At 63.6% G+C, this 16,632-nt stretch carries 16 protein-coding genes; 10 read left to right on the top strand and 6 right to left on the bottom strand.

Translation table 11 applies throughout. The features are described 5' to 3' along the window. Positions 1-10 precede the first annotated feature (10 nt). The 7 genes from boxB (at position 11) to C8C99_RS00560 (ending at position 8,408) form a co-directional block, all read left to right on the top strand. A complete protein-coding gene (gene boxB, locus C8C99_RS00590; protein WP_056637484.1) occupies positions 11-1,438 on the top strand; it encodes a benzoyl-CoA 2,3-epoxidase subunit BoxB in 1,428 nt (475 codons plus the stop codon). Between the two features lie 148 nt (positions 1,439-1,586). Further along, positions 1,587-2,864 (top strand): benzoyl-CoA 2,3-epoxidase subunit BoxA, encoded by a 1,278-nt coding sequence (boxA, locus tag C8C99_RS00585; RefSeq protein WP_056637487.1) that lies wholly within the window; start codon positions 1,587-1,589, stop codon positions 2,862-2,864. A gap of 258 nt (positions 2,865-3,122) precedes the next feature. Beyond that, the gene (locus tag C8C99_RS00580; RefSeq protein WP_056637490.1) at positions 3,123-3,923 is read left to right on the top strand and encodes a DUF3348 family protein; all 801 of its coding nucleotides are present in this window, start codon (positions 3,123-3,125) and stop codon (positions 3,921-3,923) included. Then, complete coding sequence (locus C8C99_RS00575; protein WP_056637493.1) at positions 3,920-6,589, top strand: DUF802 domain-containing protein; 2,670 nt, start codon at positions 3,920-3,922, stop codon at positions 6,587-6,589. Before C8C99_RS00580 ends, C8C99_RS00575 begins: the two co-directional genes overlap by 4 nt. Next, positions 6,586-7,254 (top strand): OmpA family protein, encoded by a 669-nt coding sequence (locus tag C8C99_RS00570; protein ID WP_056637497.1) that lies wholly within the window; start codon positions 6,586-6,588, stop codon positions 7,252-7,254. The genes C8C99_RS00575 and C8C99_RS00570 overlap by 4 nt, the downstream gene beginning before the upstream one ends. After that, positions 7,251-7,841, top strand: a complete 591-nt coding sequence (locus C8C99_RS00565) for a DUF2894 domain-containing protein (RefSeq protein WP_056637500.1) — start codon at positions 7,251-7,253, stop codon at positions 7,839-7,841. The genes C8C99_RS00570 and C8C99_RS00565 overlap by 4 nt, the downstream gene beginning before the upstream one ends. Before the next feature lie 270 nt (positions 7,842-8,111). Further along, positions 8,112-8,408: a DUF4148 domain-containing protein gene (locus C8C99_RS00560; protein ID WP_056637503.1), complete on the top strand. Its 297-nt coding sequence runs from the start codon at positions 8,112-8,114 to the stop codon at positions 8,406-8,408. A 359-nt stretch (positions 8,409-8,767) separates the two neighbouring features. On the opposite strand, the gene C8C99_RS00555 is transcribed toward C8C99_RS00560, so the two are convergent. From C8C99_RS00555 to C8C99_RS00540, 4 genes are all read right to left on the bottom strand, one after another. Beyond that, positions 8,768-9,112, bottom strand: coding sequence for a non-heme iron oxygenase ferredoxin subunit (locus tag C8C99_RS00555; protein ID WP_108624603.1), 345 nt, complete (start codon positions 9,110-9,112; stop codon positions 8,768-8,770). An 11-nt stretch (positions 9,113-9,123) separates the two neighbouring features. Further along, positions 9,124-9,615, bottom strand: coding sequence for an aromatic-ring-hydroxylating dioxygenase subunit beta (locus C8C99_RS00550; RefSeq protein ID WP_056637508.1), 492 nt, complete (start codon positions 9,613-9,615; stop codon positions 9,124-9,126). Positions 9,616-9,619: 4 nt separating this feature from the next. Beyond that, positions 9,620-10,885 (bottom strand): aromatic ring-hydroxylating dioxygenase subunit alpha, encoded by a 1,266-nt coding sequence (locus C8C99_RS00545; protein ID WP_056637510.1) that lies wholly within the window; start codon positions 10,883-10,885, stop codon positions 9,620-9,622. A gap of 84 nt (positions 10,886-10,969) precedes the next feature. Beyond that, a complete protein-coding gene (locus C8C99_RS00540; RefSeq protein WP_056637513.1) occupies positions 10,970-11,956 on the bottom strand; it encodes a 2Fe-2S iron-sulfur cluster-binding protein in 987 nt (328 codons plus the stop codon). 113 nt (positions 11,957-12,069) lie between these two features. Here C8C99_RS00540 and C8C99_RS00535 point away from each other — a divergent pair, with 113 nt between their 5' ends. The 3 genes from C8C99_RS00535 (at position 12,070) to C8C99_RS00525 (ending at position 14,150) form a co-directional block, all read left to right on the top strand. Further along, positions 12,070-12,978 carry a LysR family transcriptional regulator gene (locus tag C8C99_RS00535; RefSeq protein ID WP_108624602.1) on the top strand — a complete coding sequence of 303 codons (909 nt, stop codon included), beginning with the start codon at positions 12,070-12,072 and terminating at the stop codon, positions 12,976-12,978. 311 nt (positions 12,979-13,289) lie between these two features. Beyond that, a complete protein-coding gene (locus C8C99_RS24370; RefSeq protein ID WP_082576700.1) occupies positions 13,290-13,613 on the top strand; it encodes a heavy-metal-associated domain-containing protein in 324 nt (107 codons plus the stop codon). An 18-nt stretch (positions 13,614-13,631) separates the two neighbouring features. Beyond that, positions 13,632-14,150, top strand: coding sequence for a hypothetical protein (locus tag C8C99_RS00525; protein ID WP_056637520.1), 519 nt, complete (start codon positions 13,632-13,634; stop codon positions 14,148-14,150). Positions 14,151-14,696: 546 nt separating this feature from the next. Here the strand turns inward: C8C99_RS00525 and C8C99_RS00520 are convergent. After that, on the bottom strand, positions 14,697-15,449 hold the full coding sequence (locus C8C99_RS00520) for a S9 family peptidase (protein ID WP_056637523.1): 753 nt from the start codon (positions 15,447-15,449) through the stop codon (positions 14,697-14,699). After that, a complete protein-coding gene (locus C8C99_RS00515; protein ID WP_108624601.1) occupies positions 15,446-16,600 on the bottom strand; it encodes a DUF3182 family protein in 1,155 nt (384 codons plus the stop codon). The genes C8C99_RS00520 and C8C99_RS00515 overlap by 4 nt, the downstream gene beginning before the upstream one ends. Between the last annotated feature and the right edge of the window lie 32 nt (positions 16,601-16,632).

Below are 16,632 nucleotides of genomic sequence, written 5' to 3'. Positions count from 1 at the left end.
GGAGCACCCCATGAGCAGCATCAACTACAGCGAGAAGATTCCCAACAACGTGAACCTGGGCGAAGACCGCACGCTGCAGCGCGCGCTCGAAGGCTGGCAGCCCAACTTCATCCACTGGTGGGACGACGTGGGCCCCGAGGGATCGACCAACCATGAGGTTTATCTGCGTACCGCCGTGAGCGTGGACCCGAATGGCTGGGCACAGTTTGGCCACGTGAAGATGCGCGACTACCGCTGGGGCATCTTTCTGAACCCCGGCGATACGAACCGCGAAATCCACTTTGGCGACCACAAGGGCGAAAAGGCCTGGCAAGACGTGCCCGGCGAACACCGCGCCAACCTGCGCCGCATTATCGTGACCCAGGGCGACACCGAACCCGCCTCGGTCGAGCAGCAGCGCCACCTGGGCCTGACGGCGCCCAGCATGTACGACCTGCGCAACCTGTTCCAGATCAACGTGGAAGAGGGCCGCCACCTGTGGGCCATGGTGTACCTGCTGCACAAGCACTTTGGCCGCGACGGCCGCGAAGAGGCCGAAGCGCTGCTGCAACGCCAGTCCGGCGACGAGAACAACCCGCGCATCCTGGGCGCGTTCAATGAAAAGACGCCGGATTGGCTGGCGTTTTTCATGTTCACCTACTTCACCGACCGCGACGGCAAGTTCCAGCTCTCGGCCCTGGCAGAGAGCGCTTTTGACCCGCTGGCGCGCACCACCAAGTTCATGCTGACCGAAGAAGCCCACCACATGTTTGTGGGCGAGAGCGGCATCTCGCGCGTGCTCTCGCGCACTGCGCAGGTGATGAACGACCTCAAGACCGATGACCCTGCCCAGGTGCGTGCAGCGGGCGCCATCGACCTGCCCACCATCCAGCGCTACCTCAACTTCCACTACAGCGTGACCATCGACCTGTTCGGCGCAGACCAGTCGAGCAACGCCGCCACGTTCTACAGTTCGGGCCTCAAGGGCCGCTACGAAGAAGGCAAACGCACCGACGACCACGTTCTCAAGAGTCAGACGTACAAGGTGCTGGAGGTCAAGGACGGCCAGTTGCTGGAAAAAGAAGTGCCCATGCTCAACGCGCTGAACGAAGTGCTGCGCGACGACTTCATCAAGGACTCCATGGCGGGCGTGGGCCGGTGGAACAAGGTGCTGGAGAAGGCGGGGGTCCCCACCCGCCTGGTGGTCCCCCACAAGGCCTTCAATCGCCAGATCGGCGCGCTGGCCGGCATCAAGATGTCGCCCGACGGCCGCGTGGTGAGCGAGGCGGAATGGACCGCACGCAAAGCCGAATGGCTGCCCACGCCCGAAGACTTCGCGTTCGTGGCGTCGTTGATGGGCCGCGTGGTAGATCCGGGCAAATTTGCCGGCTGGATCGCCCCCCCGGTCATGGGCATCAACCGCCAGCCGGTTGATTTCGAGTACGTGCGTTTCAATTGACCCCTGATGAGCCGCCAAGCGCCAGCCTCTCCCAGAGGTATCTCGGCGCCTGCGGCCAGGCACAGCAGTTTTGCTCTGCATCGACTGAAGCCAGCCCACGCATGCAAGGTCACCGCACCCGTCGACAGACATTGCACGAAGAACGACTATGGAAACCCACACGCTGATCGACAACGGCATCCTGAAGCAGCACTTGATCGACCCGGAGATCTGCATACGCTGCAACACCTGCGAGGCCACCTGCCCAGTCAACGCGATCACGCACGACGACAACAACTACGTGGTGCGGGCGGATGTGTGCAATGGCTGCATGGCCTGCATATCGCCCTGCCCCACAGGTTCCATCGACAACTGGCGCGCGGTGCCGGTGGGCAGGGCCTACAGCATTGAAGAGCAGTTCAGCTGGGAAGAACTGCCCGGCGAGCTTGCGCCCCACGAACTGGTTGCAGCAGGCGCAGAACCCGCCACAGCGGCGGCAGCACCACAACAAGCCGTTGAGGCCCCTGCAGAGCCGGGCACGCAGGTGTTTCGGTCTGCCCAGTACGGAGCCACGGTGCCGCCTTGGTCCGCAGCCCATCCGTACACCAATCTTTTCCCGCCCAAAAACCCAACCACGGCCACCGTGGTCGGCAACTTCAATTGCACCGAGGCAGGTTTTGAGAGCGAAACCCACCATGTGGTGCTCGATTTCGGCAGCATGCCGTTCCCTGTGCTGGAAGGGCAATCGATTGGCATCATCCCGCCCGGCACCGATGCGCTGGGCAAACCGCACCACGCGCGCCAATACTCGGTGGCCAGCCCACGCAATGGTGAACGCCCCGGCTACAACAACCTAGCGCTGACCGTGAAGCGCGTGACCGTGGACCACGATGGCAACCCCGTGCGCGGCGTGGCCTCCAACTACGTATGCGACCTGAAGGTGGGCGACAAGGTGCAGGTGGTGGGGCCGTTCGGCAGCAGCTTCCTCATGCCCAACCACCCGCGATCGCACATCGTGATGATCTGCACCGGCACCGGCAGCGCTCCCATGCGCGCTATGACCGAGTGGCGGCGCAGGCTGCGCAACAGCGGCAAGTTTGAAGGCGGCAAGCTTCTGCTGTTCTTCGGTGCACGCACGCAGCAGGAACTGCCCTACTTCGGCCCCCTGCAAAGCCTTCCCAAAGACTTCATCGACATCAACCTGGCCTTTTCCCGCACGCCCGGGCAACCCAAGCGCTACGTGCAAGACCTGATGCGCGAACGCGCCGCCGACCTGCTGGCCCTGCTGCGCGACGACAACAGCCACTTCTACGTCTGCGGCCTCAAGGGCATGGAAGAAGGCGTGGTGATGGCACTGCGTGACATTGCACAAGAGGCAGGGCTGAGCTGGGAGGTCCTGGGCGCGACGCTGCAGCGCGAAGGCCGACTGCACCTGGAAACGTATTGAGGCCGCAAAGGCCTTGGCCTGAGGCCTCTCTCTAATTCAAGCCCTGGAGCCTCCAAAAGGCCCACCGGCCGGGCCTCTGGGCGCTACATCGCGCCCTTTCCCTCATGTAACAGCTGCAACGCCGGACGCTGACCGGCCGATCAGCCTTGCGTTCCTGCGAAAATAGCGGGCTTTGCCTATGGGGACCCGTTCCCCCCTGCACGTGCCGCCGGACCATCCCTCTCGGCCGTGCCCACCCAGTGCACAGCCTTTCGCGGGATGACCCAACACCACCGACTCAACAGCTCACCCCTCGTGGTCCTGCTCCAGCAATGGACGCGGGAAGCCAGCGAGCGGGCCGCGCCTCCGCTACCAGCAGCCAAGCCCCCCGATGTGGCTGAGCAGCTGAGCCAATGGCTCGGAACCGTGGACGCCGTCCAGCTCAGCCGGGCGCTGCACGCGATCGAGACCCTGCCATCGCAGGCAGCCAGTGCACAACGCCCACCCGTGGTGCTGAACATGACGGCACTCACCGGCCTGGTAGCGAAGGTTAAGGCCGACCTCGAAGTGCAGCTGACCACCAGGCCCACTGCACCCAAACCGCTGCGGGCCCGGGCGGACAACACGCCCGTGGAACTGCCGGACCCGATGGTGGAGACGGATTTCGCCACCCATGCGCCACGCTATCTGGACCTGCAAAAGCAGATGGAGCTGCGGCTGCAGCCCCTGCGGGCACAGTTGCGCCAGGCGATCACACAAGGCCCCCCCAGGTTGCGCCAGGTGGCAGCGCTGGACGCTGTCATGGAGCACATGCTGGCGCCGCGCGAGCAACGCCTGTGGGCCTTGCTCCCCGCGCACCTGGAGCGCCGCCTGGCGCACCGCCATCGGCAACACCAGCACCGGCTGACCGCCCAGGGACTGACCGATGAGCCTGCGCGCTGGCGGCAGGCAGGAGGCTGGCTGTGGGCCTTCGAACGCGACATGCAGGCCCTGCTCACCGCAGAGCTGCAAACGCGCATGGAACCGATCACGGGACTGCTGGAAGCGGCCCAGAACGACACAACAGGACAACAGGAATGAACAAGAGTGTGATGACAGCCATCTTTGCCACAGGCCTTGCGGCCGCTGGCTGGGTGGGCTGGGGTTTTATAGGCCACAGCCCGCTGGCACTGGCAATGACGGTGATGATCGCCGCCACCTACCTGCTGGGAGCCTGGGAGCTGATGCGCTATCGGGCGGCCACCGCCTCGCTGACGCGCGCGCTAGAGGCCCATCAAGAGCCCCCAGCGCTGGATACCTGGCTCGAAAGCCTGGACCCAGCACTGCGCCACCCGGTTCGGCAACGCATCGAAGGCGAGCGGGTGGCCTTGCCGGGCCCCGCGCTCACGCCCTATCTGGTGGGACTGCTGGTGATGCTGGGCATGCTGGGCACCTTTGTGGGCATGGTGGTGACGTTCCACGGTGCGGTGTTCGCCCTGGAGGCCTCTGGCAACCTGGAATCCATCCGCAACGCACTGGCTGCGCCCATCAAGGGACTGGGCCTGTCGTTTGGGACGTCCGTCGCGGGGGTGGCTACGTCGGCCGCGCTGGGCCTGTTGTCCGCCCTGAGCCGCCGTGAACGGCTGCAGGCGGTCCGCCAGCTGGATGCGCACATCCCCACGCTGTTCCGCTCCTTCTCTTCCGCTCAACGGCGGGAGGACACACTGCAGGCCCTGCAAGCGCAGGCCCAGGCCCTGCCGCTGATTGCCGACCGCCTGCAAGCCATGATGGAGGGGCTGGAGCGCCGCCACAGCCAGCTCAACGACCAGCTGCGGGCGCAACAGCAGGGGTTTCACAAAGAGGCCTCTGCCGCCTACACCCAATTGGCGCAGGCCGTGGGCGCATCGCTGCAAGACAGCCTGAGCACCAGTGCCCAGCAGGCCACTGCCGCCATGCGCCCGGTGGTGGAACAGGCCATGGCGACGCTGGCACAAGAGTCCCAGCGCACCCACGAGCGGTTGCGAGAACACACCAGTCAGCAGCTGCAAAACCTCAGCGCGCAATGGGAGGGCACCGCACGCAAGGTGGCCGACACCTGGGCCCAGGCGCTCGACCAGCAGACGAGCACGCAGGGCGCGCTGGCAACCCAGTTCGAGAGCGCATTGCAAACACTCACGCGGGCTTTTGACGACCGCTCGAAATCCCTGGTGGATGCCCTGCACGCAACAGCCGCACAGCAACAGGCCGCCCAGGTGGAGTTGGACCACCAGCGACTGCAAGGCTGGGAGCACTCCATGCAGGACATGGCCCGCAATCTGGCCGCTGAATGGCAGCGTGCAGGCACCCACACGCTGACCCAACAGCAGGAGGTGGGCAAGGCCTTGGAGCGCACAGCACAGCAGATGGACCGGCAATTGCAGGCCACCACCCAGGCCTTTGCACAGCAGGCCCAAGCACTGGTCACCACGCTGCAAGCCACAGTGGCCGAAGCCCACGGTGCACAGCGGTCTGCGGATGCGCAGCGGCTTGCCGACTGGACCCAATCTATGCACCAGATGGCCCAGAAAATCAGCGGCGAATGGCAGAGCGCCGGTGCACAGACGGCCGAACAGCACCAGGCCACCAGCACGGCACTCGCCCAAGCAGCCCAGCAGATCGAACACCGCCTGCAGTCCTCCAACAGCGCCTTCGAAAAACGCTCAGAGGCCTTGCTGGCTGCGTTGCAAAGCACCGTCGCCGACGCTCAGCAGGCACAGCGCGACGCCGATGCGCAACGGCTGGCGGACTGGGGTCAGTCCCTGGAGGGCCTGGCGCACACGCTCAGCGCCGAATGGCAGCGCGCTGCCACCCAGGCAGTGGAACAACAGCGCGCCCTGGTGCAGACGCTGGAGGACACCGCCACACAGGTGAGCCAGCGACTGAACACCCAGGTGGAACGCACCTTGGGCAGCACCACTGCGCTGATGGAGCAATCCGACGCGCTGCTGCGCACACGCATCGATACCGAAGCCCAGTGGGTGCAAGCCCAGGGCCAGCGCATGGAGGCACTGACCCAAGTGTGGCGCGATGAACTTGTCGCACTGCGCGATGCCGAAGCGACGCGCGGGCAGGCGGCCGTGGACCGCCTGGAGACCCTGCAAGCCGCCGTGTCAGAGCACCTGGCCACCCTGGGCTCCGCGCTGGAAGCCCCGCTCACGCGCCTGCTGCAAACCGCCTCCGACGTGCCACAGGCGGCAGCCGAAGTCATCACCCAGTTGCGACAGGAAATGACACGCCTGGGCGAACGCGACAACCTCGCACTGGCCGAGCGTACGGCCATGACGCAGCAACTGGGCACCCTGCTGCAATCCGTGAACGAAGCCGCTGTGCAGCAGCGCGCGGCCATTGACGCCCTGGTCGGTTCGGCCGCCCAGGTGCTGGAGCAAGCGGGCCAGCAGTTTGCACAGGCCCTGGGCGCACAGGCGGGCAAGGTGGATGAGGTGGCTGCGCAAGTGGCGGCCAGCGCCATCGAGTTGTCCAGCCTGGGGGAATCCTTCCAGCACGGCGTGGGCCTGTTCAGCGCCAGCAATGACAAGCTCATGCTGAGCCTGCAAGACATGGAGGGCGCCATCCGCGAGTCCATGGGCCGCAGCGACGAGCAACTGGCCTATTACGTGGCACAGGCGCGGGAGGTGATTGACCTGAGCATCAGCGCACAACAAGGCATCGTGGAAGACCTGCGCCGACTCCATGGCCGGGCCACGGCAGAACAAGGGGTGCCTGCGTGACCGGCGTGGACGATACCCTGGACGATGCCACCGACCAGACCGCCCCGGTCTGGGCTGTCTTCGGCGACCTGATGGCCGGACTGCTGGGTGCGTTCGTGCTGATTTTGGTGGGTGTCCTGGTGGTACAGATTGATCTGGTGGCCAGCCTCCAGCAGGAAGTGCAAAAGCGCCAGATGGAAGAGCAGAGGCGCATGGCGCTCGAAAAAGCGTTGGCCATTCCGCTGGCCAGCGGACGTGTGACGGTGAACAATGGACGCATTGGCATCAGTGGCAGCGTGCTGTTTGCCACGGGATCAGACGAACTGCGCCCAGAAGGCCGCCAGTTGCTCAAGACCCTGGTGCAGCCGCTGGGGATTTATCTGCGCGAACGCAACGAAATGCTGATGGTCAGCGGCTTCACAGACAACACCGCGCTGCTGCGCGGCAGCCAGAAACGTTTTGCGGACAACCTGGAGCTGTCGGCCCAGCGTGCGCTCACAGTGACCCGGGCCCTGATTGACGAGGGCATGCCATCGTCTCAGGTGTTCGCGGCCGCCTTTGGCGCTGAACAACCCGTGGCCGACAACAGCGACGAAAAAGGCCGAGCACAGAACCGCCGGGTAGAGATGGCGCCAGTCCCCAAGACAGCCAACACCCAGCCCATCGAGTCACCCCGCGCACCATGAGCGATCCCCGCGTAGAGGCCTTGCGTGCAGTGGGCGCGCACCACAACGACCCCGCGCGCTTTCACTACTTGGAGGTGCTGGCGCGCCGCCTGCCTGGCCAGTCCGGGGCCGTACAACGGCTGTTGGAGCACAAGCTCGATGCCGCGCTGGCGAGCTACCCCCAGAGCCCGCCGCCCACAGTTTCATCACAGAGTCACCCACGCCCCACCCCCGCGGGCTCTGCGCTGGCACAGCTGAACCAAACCTTGACATCCCCCCGGTACAACGCCTCCAAGGACGACCCCTTTGCGGCGGAGAATGCTCCATTGCCCGCCCTCAAAAGCGTGCGCCAGTTCAGCAGGGTCTGGTCTGACATCGCTGCCGAGCAACAGGTGGTCCAGGCCCTGCACCGGGGGCCAGAGAACGCCGGGCCGCTCAATGCGCACAAGCTCGTGCTGCGTTCACTCAACCTGATGCGCAATTTGTCTCCGGGCTATCTGCGCCACTTCATGGCGCAGATGGACACCTTGTTATGGCTGGACCAGGCGAGCCACAGGGCTCCGAGCCCCACCCCTCGTTCGACGCGCAAGACGCGCAGTAGGCCCTAGCGACCCACAGGCCTATCGGTGCGTGGGGGCCCCGAGCCAACGATCACAGCGCCAGGGCAGAGCGCACTTCGAATCATTCCCAATACCAAAACAGTCAATTTGCGACCATATGGTTTTTTGTTAGACAACGTCGGCGTACAGTTCACCCCATCGATGAGCCGAACCCGCAAGGCGACTCACCGAACCCGGTGTGAAGCAGTTTCCAGCCTGTGTTGTGGGCTCTTCGCTCCGGCTTTTTTGAGACGCATTTTTCATTCAAGGATTTTCATCATGAACAAGACCACACGCTTCCTCTCTATCGCCGCTGTTGCCGCTTTCGCCTCGTTTGGCGCACACGCAGATGAAGCCGATGCTTCGCAATTCGCCACCCAGTTTGAAACCCAACGCACCCGCGCCGAAGTGCGTGCTGAGGCGGTAGTGGAAGCCAAAACGCACAATATGGAGCCCGCCGGCTCACGTGTTGCTACCTACCAATCCACCGCCGACCGCTCGGCCATCCGCGCCCAAGCAGCAGAAGCAGTGCGTACGGGCCAGATCTCCCACGGCGAAATCGGCAACGCCATGTAATTCAAGCAGATGCGGACCGGTCCCGCGGTGGCGGCACCTGGCGAGTGCCGCGATCCTGTGGAAGTGTTTTCACTGTGCCGCATCGCCAGCATCCGAGCTCCCCTTCCGGGAGCTTTTTTTTTCCATCCCTGGCAACCTCAGACACGGGAGGTCAGTCGAAATCCAGTGCATCAAGCAACTGGAGCGTGATGGCACGCTTGCACTGTCGCTTTCATGTTGAGCAAGACTCGCAATGCGCCTGAATCCGATGCACAGACCGGACCGCGGAAGCAGCTCACGCGCAGTCGAAACATAGAGGGGGCCGCCTGACGCGACCCAACCCGCCTCAGCGAACTCCGGGGGCGATTCTGCCCAGTGGCTTAGGTAACGCCGCGTGGCGCCGCTTCAAGATTCAAGTACACCTTGCCCTGATCGATCCTGACCGGGTAGGTGCGCAATGCTTGCGTAAGCGGAGCGCACAGCGCACGGCCGTCGCGCACATCAAAACGGCCCTGGTGCAGCGGGCATTCGATCTCGTGCCCTTCCAGGAAGCCGTCGCACAGCCGCGCATTGCCGTGGGTGCAGAGATTGTCGGTGGCAAAAACATCGCCAGCTACGGTGTAGAGGGCCACGTCACGGCCATCCACGGACACACCAATCACGTCATCCTCGGGCAAGTCGCCCAACGCGGTGGCTTCGGTCCAATGCGTATCGAGAGGGGTCATGGAGCGCTTTCTCAGATAGGGTAGATGATGGAGTTCGGAATCATTTCGCTGTCATAGATGCATTCCTTGCGAGCAAAGCGCAGACCCTCAGGCGTGCGCTGCACTACATCCAGATAGCGCCCCACGTTGAACACCGTGGACGGTTCCGAGAGCTTGGTGCGGAAAACCGCGTAGTTGGCCTCGCACGCCCACCGGCCCTCGCCAGCCGCACGCACGATGGGCGCACCGATCACATGGCGCTGGTAATACGGGTCATGGAACAGCGTCTCGCGGATGCCGTAGACGCGGTCCTTGAGCATGCCCTGGCTGTCGAACGACAGCGTGGCCAGCGGCAGGCCGCGCTCGTGGTTCTCGCGCGGCTGCAGGCGGTAGACGCAATCGTCGGTAAAGAAGCCCGGCCAGCGGTCCCACCGTGCGGCATCGAGCGCAGCGGCGTATTCGGCATAGAGCTGCTGCACCGCGAAGTAGTCGGCGAATGCGATGGGGGTGTCGTGGGTATCCATGGCGTCAGTCCTCCTTCTCCATCACGCCGCGCCAGTACTCGTACATGCCACGGATCAGCGTCTCGGTGACCATGTGGTCGGTATCACCCACCTCGTGGCCGCCCAGCTCCACCAGCGCGCGGTGGAAGGGCTTTTGCTCGAAGCCTTGCTGCGAGAACTCGATCACCTCGCCATCGTCGGCCGAGACGAAGCCAGCGGGGCCAAACAGGTTGGCCTGGCGCAGACGGCGCTCGGTCATCTCGTCGGTGTCGCCCTCGTAGCCGAAATGCGTCCACACGAAGTCGAAGGCATCGTGGCCCACGGGCTGGATGTGGCGGGTGGAGACGCTGTTGACCTGCTGCTGCAGGATCACGCTGGGGAACAGCGTGGTCATCACCGCCGTGGGGCCGCCCCACCAGGGCTCGGGCACGATGTCGAGGAAGCGCGGGTCTTCCAGCTGCATGCCGGCCTTGAAGCTGGAGACATTGGATACGTCAGACTGTTTTTTCGCCTCGCCGCGCGTGGAGACCATGGCCGCATGACGATGCCGCGCATCCATCTTCAGCTCGGACTTGTTGTCGGCCCGCCAGAGGCCGAAGGTGACAAACCAGGTGTGCAGCAGGCCAGGGTGGTACGGGTCCTTGATGTTCTCCTGCATCAGCTTCCAGTTGCCCGGGATGCGCTGGCGGTTGTAGCCCAGGATCTTGAGCTGGCGGCCGTTGAACATCCGGTCGAAATAGCCCAGGATCACCGGGCCCATGAAGTCCTCCAGCGACTCGACATCGTGGTCGAACGAGGCAAACACCACACCGCCGCGCGTAGCCACCTTGAGCCGCGTGAGGCTGTGCTCCTCCAGCTGGAAGTCCGCCGGCATGCCGCCGTGCACCTTGCCGTCCTGCTTGACGCCTCGCCGAAAGGGCACGCCCTGCAGTGCGCCGTCCAGTCGGTAGTTCCACTGGTGGTAGGGGCAGACGAACTCCTTGCGGTTGCCATGGCGCTCGCGGCAAAAGCGCATGCCGCGGTGCGCGCACACGTTCTCCACCACATGCAGTTGCATGTCCTCGCCGCGCACCAGGATCACCGAGCGCTCGCCGATCGCCGTGCGCTTGAAGTCGCCGGGATTCGGCACCTCGGCCTCCAGGCCCACATAGCACCAGTGGCTGCGGTAGAAAAACCGCTCGAGCTCGCGGCGGTACAGCTCTTCATTGGTATAAGCCGCGAACGGTACGCGGTGGGTGCCGGGGCCCTCCCAGACGGGGCGCAACGGAAAGATGGGATGGGGTGCACTCATGTCATTGTCTCCTTGGGCTGGTTGTTCGTTGCACGCGTGTGGGCGTCAAGAGGCCGCAGCAATGCCGCTCCACCGCGCAGTCGCTCAGGGGGTGCTCGCATAGAACGCGTCTGCGTACAGGTGCTCCGGCGCGATGCCGCGCTGGCGCGCCAGCAGCGAAGCCGCCTCCACCATGGGCGGGGATCCGCACAGGTAGGCGCGCCAGCCGTCCAGGCGCGGCCAGTCGCGCGCGATGGCATCGGTGACCAAGCCCGTGCGCTGACCGGGGGGCGCGTCGGCCGCAGCCACCACCACATGCACCTGCAGGTGCGGATGGCGCTGCTGCAGCTGTGCCAGCCACTGCAGGCCGTACACGTCGCGCGCCGAGCGCGCGCCAGCATAGACGTGGATGGAGTTGTCCATGCCCGATTCCAGCGCGCCGCGCACGATGGACAGGATGGGCGCCAGGCCCGTTCCGCCCGCCACGCAGAGCATGGGCCCCTCGTACTTGCGGCGCAGGTAGGCCGAGCCCAGCGGGCCGCTCACGCGGACCGCGTCGCCTACGGCCAGCACATGGGCCACATGGCCGGAGACCTGCCCGCCCTCGACCAGGCGCACGTGAAACTCCAGCTCGTCGTCATGTGGCAAGCCAGCCATCGAATAGGGTCGTGCAAGGCCCGGGCCGAACTGTAGTTGTGCGTACTGCCCGGGTGAAAAATCCAGCGGCTTGGCCGAGCGCAAGCGCACACGGCGGATGTCGTGTGTGAGTGCTTCGACCGCCGTGACCGTGGCCTTCAAGGTGCGCGCAGTGTGCACCACCACCTCGTCGGGCTCGGGGATCTCGATGGTGCAGGACCCGCTGAGCACCGTCTGGCAGGCCATCACATACGAATCCTGGCCGCCCAGGGGTCTGCCCAAGGCCGGGCCGGAGTCCAGCACATCGCCCGACAGCACCTTGCAGCGGCAGGTGCCGCAGCGCCCGGCCATGCAGCTGTAGGACACGGGAATCTGGTGCGAGCGCAGCACTTCCAGCAGGTTGGCTCCCGGCGCCACCGGCAGCACGCGGCCCAGCGGCTCGATACGCAGTTCCATCAGGGTTGTCTCGCTCTTGTCGTTGTGATGGCAGCGATCATTCCCGTGATTACAAAATCAGCCAATAGAATGGCGTGAATACAGTCCATCACCCAGATCAATAAAGGTATTGCGTGGAACTCGAGGACATCGACCTCAACCTGCTGGTAGTGTTCCAGCAGCTGCTGGTCACGCGCAAGGTGTCGCAGGCCGCGGAGAACCTGGGCCTCACGCAGCCGGCGGTGAGCAACGCCCTGGCCCGCCTGCGGCGCCTGCTGGGCGACGAGCTCTTTTTGCGCACCGCCCAGGGCATGCAGCCCACGCCCTATGCGGACCAGCTTGCGGAGTCGGTCTCATACGCGCTGGCCATGATCCATGGCGCGCTCAACCACAAGCTGGGGTTCGACCCCGGCACCAGCCGGCGCGTGTTCAAGGTGGCGATGACGGACATCGGCGAGATCTACTTCTTGCCGCGCCTGCTGGAGCGCCTGGCGCTGGTGGCGCCGGGCGTGCGCCTGACCACGGTGCGCAACACCGCCACCGACCTGAAGGACGCCATGGAAGCCGGCAAGGTGGACCTGGCCGTGGGCCTGCTGCCGCAGCTTAAGGCGGGGTTCTTTCAGCGCAGGCTGTTCCGCCAGCCTTACGTTTGCCTGTTCCGCCAGGGGCACCCGCTGCACAAGCGCCGCATCAGCCTGGCGGAGTTCTCACGCGCGGAGCACGTGGTCGTGGTCTCGGAAGGAACGGGCCACGGGAAGGTGGACGAACTGCTGGAGCGCATGGGCGTGGCCCGCGATGTGCGGCTGACGGTGCCACATTTCGTGGCCATCGGCCACATCCTGCAGGCCACGCAGATGGTGGCCACCGTGCCCGAGAAGATGGCGCAGAGCATGGCCGAGCCCTTCGGGCTGGCCTCGGCGCCCCACCCGGCGAAGCTGCCGCAGGTGGCGATCAACCTGTTCTGGCACACGAAGTACCACCGCGACCCGGGCAACCAGTGGCTGCGGAGTCTGCTGGTGGAGATGTTTGCGGAAAGCGAATGACGGGTGAGTCATTGAGAGGATGCATGAGCAACAAGGCGCCTGCACCCGGGCCACTGCGATAGACACTGCTCATGAGCGGTTCGAAACACACGGGCGCGACACCACCGCCCTGCGCCTTTTCTGGCTTCTGATCGATATCGATGTACTGAAGCGAAAGGCCCGACGGACTGTGCGGCCACGGCCTGCACGTTATATGCACTGCGTAAGGCGGCTGCGCAGCCCAGCCACTCCACTGTTTTTCCCAAGGCCGCTTGACTCTTTCATCGTGACAAGGTCAATACTTGAAAGCGAATCAACCGAAGGAGGCTCAAATGGTCGAGTTCAATGTCCCTGATATGACGTGTAGCAGCTGCGCCCAACGCATCCGTCGCGCAATAGCGGAGGCTCGATTGCCGGAGGGCTTCGAAGCAGACATCGATGTGGCTGCACGGCAGATACGCATTGCGGGGCACGTCAAAGACGAGACAGCGGAGCTTGTCCGCTCCGCGATTGAGCGTGCCGGATACAGAGCCGACGCAGCGGTGGCGCCTTCGTCGCGACAAGCAACCAGTGGCTGCTGCTGCGCGTCTCGGTCCGCAACCCCTGCTGACATGAATCAAGACGGTGCGGGACGACCATCGTCATGCTGCAGTTGAAATCACAAGGAGACCATCATGCGTTTGAACATCGTCGCTGGGCTGTTGACAACCCTGCTCGTGGCGGGCTGTGCCGTCGCGCAATCTCCAAAGCCTGCGGACGAACACGCAGGCCACCACCCCGCCGGTAGCACGCAGAGCGCCGGCGCGGTCACCCAGACCGCGCCAGCTGCCACTGCCGCGCCCACTCCAGATGCCTTCGATCATCAAATGAAGGCGATGCAGGACATGCACAGAAAAATGCAGGCGGCCAAGACTCCGGCCGAACGCGCCGCGCTGATGGATGAGCACATGAAGCTCATGCAATCTGGCATGGCCATGATGGGCTCGGGTGACTCGGGGGGCATGGGCATGGGCATGGGCATGGGCATGATGCAACAAGGGGCTCAGGCTAAACCCGCCGTGCCGGCTGCCGCTGGAAGCTCGGGCATGGGCGGCATGATGGGCATGCACGCCCACATGGAACGCCGTATGGCCATGATGGAACAGATGATGCAGATGATGGTGGACCGCCAGGCAGCCATGCCATCCAAGTAGTCCCTCTCGCAAGCGCCCTCGGGGGCGCTTGCCACTCAACCCCATCAGTGTGGGCGGCCCAAGCTTGGGATATTGCGGTGCCAGAGCATCGCGTGGAGCCGTTCAGAGACCTAAGGCTTGCCTCCGGTCTTGACGATTTCCTCGCGCCGCGCGGGTTTGCGGCGCGGTCAAAAATTTGACTGAGCTTCAGCGACCCAAGCAAGGGCCTCGTGGTCCATGGCTTGGCCATTTACCCAGGTCGCAGGGGTGCAATGAGTACCTCTTGAATGTCGCCTCACGCCATCCGTCACAGATAACGCAAAAAGGCCGCAATGAGCCCTGTCAATGTCAGGACAGCAGCCTGAAGCCCTACCAACAGGATCCAAAGGGGCATCTTGCATTCTCCAGTCAAGAGCAACAGAGTAGGCCCGCTCCATCGTGCTTTGTGCAATCGCCATCCGCAAGTTCACGTAGGATCGTTCTGACACTGGCTGCTTTGTTCCATGCGCAGAGTTCATCATGGAAGTACCTATACGGCCGCAGGCACTCCGCCCGCAGCCGCAGACATCAGGAGGCAGCCGCGCCCTCTCTCGCATGACCCAGCATTTCCGACATCCAATTCACCAGCATGGCGGTGTACGCATCGCTCCACTCCGCCTTTGACAGACTATGGTCCGCTTCACGGATCACCCGGTGCGTCATGGAGTGGGCCTTGAGGAACGCGGCTCGGTAGTTCTCGATCACCGTGTGGGGGACTATGTGATCAAGCTCAGACTCCACAAGCAAGATATCGCCTTTGAAAGCCGCGCTGGCCGCAAGAGCCTTGTTGCTGTCGGCTGAAAGTTCTTGCGTGCGGTATCGGGCGATTTCCTGCCGGTCAAGATGCTGCTTTGATGTCAGCCAGTCGTCGTCTTTGTACAGAGCCGGAGCGCGCAAAGCCATCCAACGCACGGGCCGAAGAGCGCTGAGGACGGCCGCCAAGTAGCCGCCGTAACTGCTACCAACGAGCACAACAGATTCTTCATCCACTGCGGGATGGCCCACAAGCATGTCGTACGCCGCCAGCATGTCGTGGAGATTGTCCTCACGCGTCACGGTGTCCCGATGCGCCCTGTCATTTGCATGGCCACGCAAGTCAATGGTCAGGCAAATGCACCCCAGCGTGGCAATGGCATGGGCCCGAGCCAAATACTGCTCCTGGCTGCCGTCCCATCCGTGCACCAGCAAAACGCCAGGAACGATCGTATCCGGCGCCACCAAGGTTCCAGCGATAGTCCGGTCGCCAGTGGGAATCTGGACGGTTCGATGTCGTGTAGTCATCGACTCTCCACTAGTGCATATTTAGTCAACAGTCCAACGTCGGGATCGTCTCCGCGGAAGTACGTCACTGCGCCGTAGGGCAACGGCACCAGTGGGCCAAATATTTCAACGCATTTGGAGTGAACCAGCGTGAGGCTTGGATTCTCATGAAAAGCCTCTAACGCAGCGATCTCGGCGGCGGTCGCGCCCCCCATTCGCCAAGACTGCTCCAGGACGCCAGAGCACCATTGGCCAGCAGCATTCGTTCCTTGCGCGACGTCGTAGTTGATACGCGAGGCAAAGAACGCTGGAAAACAAACCCTCACTGCCTTGTCGTAGGTGAGGGCCTGTTCCACCGCAGTGCGTTCCGCTCCTGGAGCGAGTACACGCAATAGCGCATCGAAGTCCCCGCGAACGACTGTCAAGTCGGACCCGCCATAACTCACGGCACCTTCGTTGTTCTCAGTCAGGTGCTGTCTTCCGTAATAGCTCGCCACTATGCTGGCAACGCGTACTTGCCCGACGCTGAGCGTATCGACTGCAGACAAATTGTGTTCGAGCACCAAACCATGCCTGCGCAACGCTTGATCCGTCAATTTCGAAAGGCAGGCATTCAACTCTTCTACGTTCTTCACCACGACTTGTCCATGGCCGCCGGTTTCTGTCACTGGCTTCACTCGAACCGGCCCCAGCGCCAACAAAGCGAGCACGGCCTGGATCACATCGGAACGACAGAATGCCGTGTAACCGGGCAGGACGGCCTCGCGTACCCGTTGGTGGAAATCGAAGCGCCATCCCTCAGGACGTTCAGAAGTAGCTGAAAACAATGGATGGGTAATTGCCTTGGAGGCGATGAAAGCGTGAGGCACCACCCCGCCAAACAAATCGTCCGCCCCGTGAAGCCCCAAACTAGCGACCCACTCCATTCCCACCAATGTTTCACAGGGAATCAGATAAGGGCGCATCTTCCACTCCGATTGGGGAAGCTCCTCACTGACCGGACATCCTTTTATTCGCGCTATACGACGCGCCACCTCGGCCCGGGTCGCGGTTTCATGAAGACTGGTATGTCCTGTCAACCCACTGGTGAAAGGCATAACGATTTGCTGCGCCTCGTGACTGCTTGGTGCCCGAGCGCTCGAAAAATGAGGTTGGGCAGTTTCGTCGGTCATGGGAAGCCTCCGCAGATGACAGTCAAGAGCGA

Source organism: Acidovorax sp. 107 (genome assembly GCF_003058055.1).
In the GTDB taxonomy this organism is placed as follows: Bacteria; Pseudomonadota; Gammaproteobacteria; order Burkholderiales; family Burkholderiaceae_C; genus Acidovorax.
Note: the sequence above shows the minus strand (reverse complement) of the source record. Positions and strands in the feature narration are given on the sequence as shown.

Excerpts from the sequence above, each read along its gene's own strand:
- boxB (WP_056637484.1), top strand. The coding sequence starts at position 11 with ATGAGCAGCATCAACTACAGCGAGAAGATTCCCAACAACGTGAACCTG.
- C8C99_RS24370 (WP_082576700.1), top strand. The coding sequence starts at position 13,290 with ATGGTCGAGTTCAATGTCCCTGATATGACGTGTAGCAGCTGCGCCCAA.
- C8C99_RS00520 (WP_056637523.1), bottom strand. The coding sequence starts at position 15,449 with ATGACTACACGACATCGAACCGTCCAGATTCCCACTGGCGACCGGACT.
- C8C99_RS00565 (WP_056637500.1), top strand. The coding sequence starts at position 7,251 with ATGAGCGATCCCCGCGTAGAGGCCTTGCGTGCAGTGGGCGCGCACCAC.
- C8C99_RS00555 (WP_108624603.1), bottom strand. The coding sequence starts at position 9,112 with ATGACCCCTCTCGATACGCATTGGACCGAAGCCACCGCGTTGGGCGAC.
- C8C99_RS00580 (WP_056637490.1), top strand. The coding sequence starts at position 3,123 with ATGACCCAACACCACCGACTCAACAGCTCACCCCTCGTGGTCCTGCTC.
- C8C99_RS00525 (WP_056637520.1), top strand. The coding sequence starts at position 13,632 with ATGCGTTTGAACATCGTCGCTGGGCTGTTGACAACCCTGCTCGTGGCG.
- C8C99_RS00550 (WP_056637508.1), bottom strand. The coding sequence starts at position 9,615 with ATGGATACCCACGACACCCCCATCGCATTCGCCGACTACTTCGCGGTG.
- C8C99_RS00560 (WP_056637503.1), top strand. The coding sequence starts at position 8,112 with ATGAACAAGACCACACGCTTCCTCTCTATCGCCGCTGTTGCCGCTTTC.
- C8C99_RS00575 (WP_056637493.1), top strand. The coding sequence starts at position 3,920 with ATGAACAAGAGTGTGATGACAGCCATCTTTGCCACAGGCCTTGCGGCC.
- C8C99_RS00540 (WP_056637513.1), bottom strand. The coding sequence starts at position 11,956 with ATGGAACTGCGTATCGAGCCGCTGGGCCGCGTGCTGCCGGTGGCGCCG.
- C8C99_RS00545 (WP_056637510.1), bottom strand. The coding sequence starts at position 10,885 with ATGAGTGCACCCCATCCCATCTTTCCGTTGCGCCCCGTCTGGGAGGGC.
- C8C99_RS00515 (WP_108624601.1), bottom strand. The coding sequence starts at position 16,600 with ATGACCGACGAAACTGCCCAACCTCATTTTTCGAGCGCTCGGGCACCA.
- boxA (WP_056637487.1), top strand. The coding sequence starts at position 1,587 with ATGGAAACCCACACGCTGATCGACAACGGCATCCTGAAGCAGCACTTG.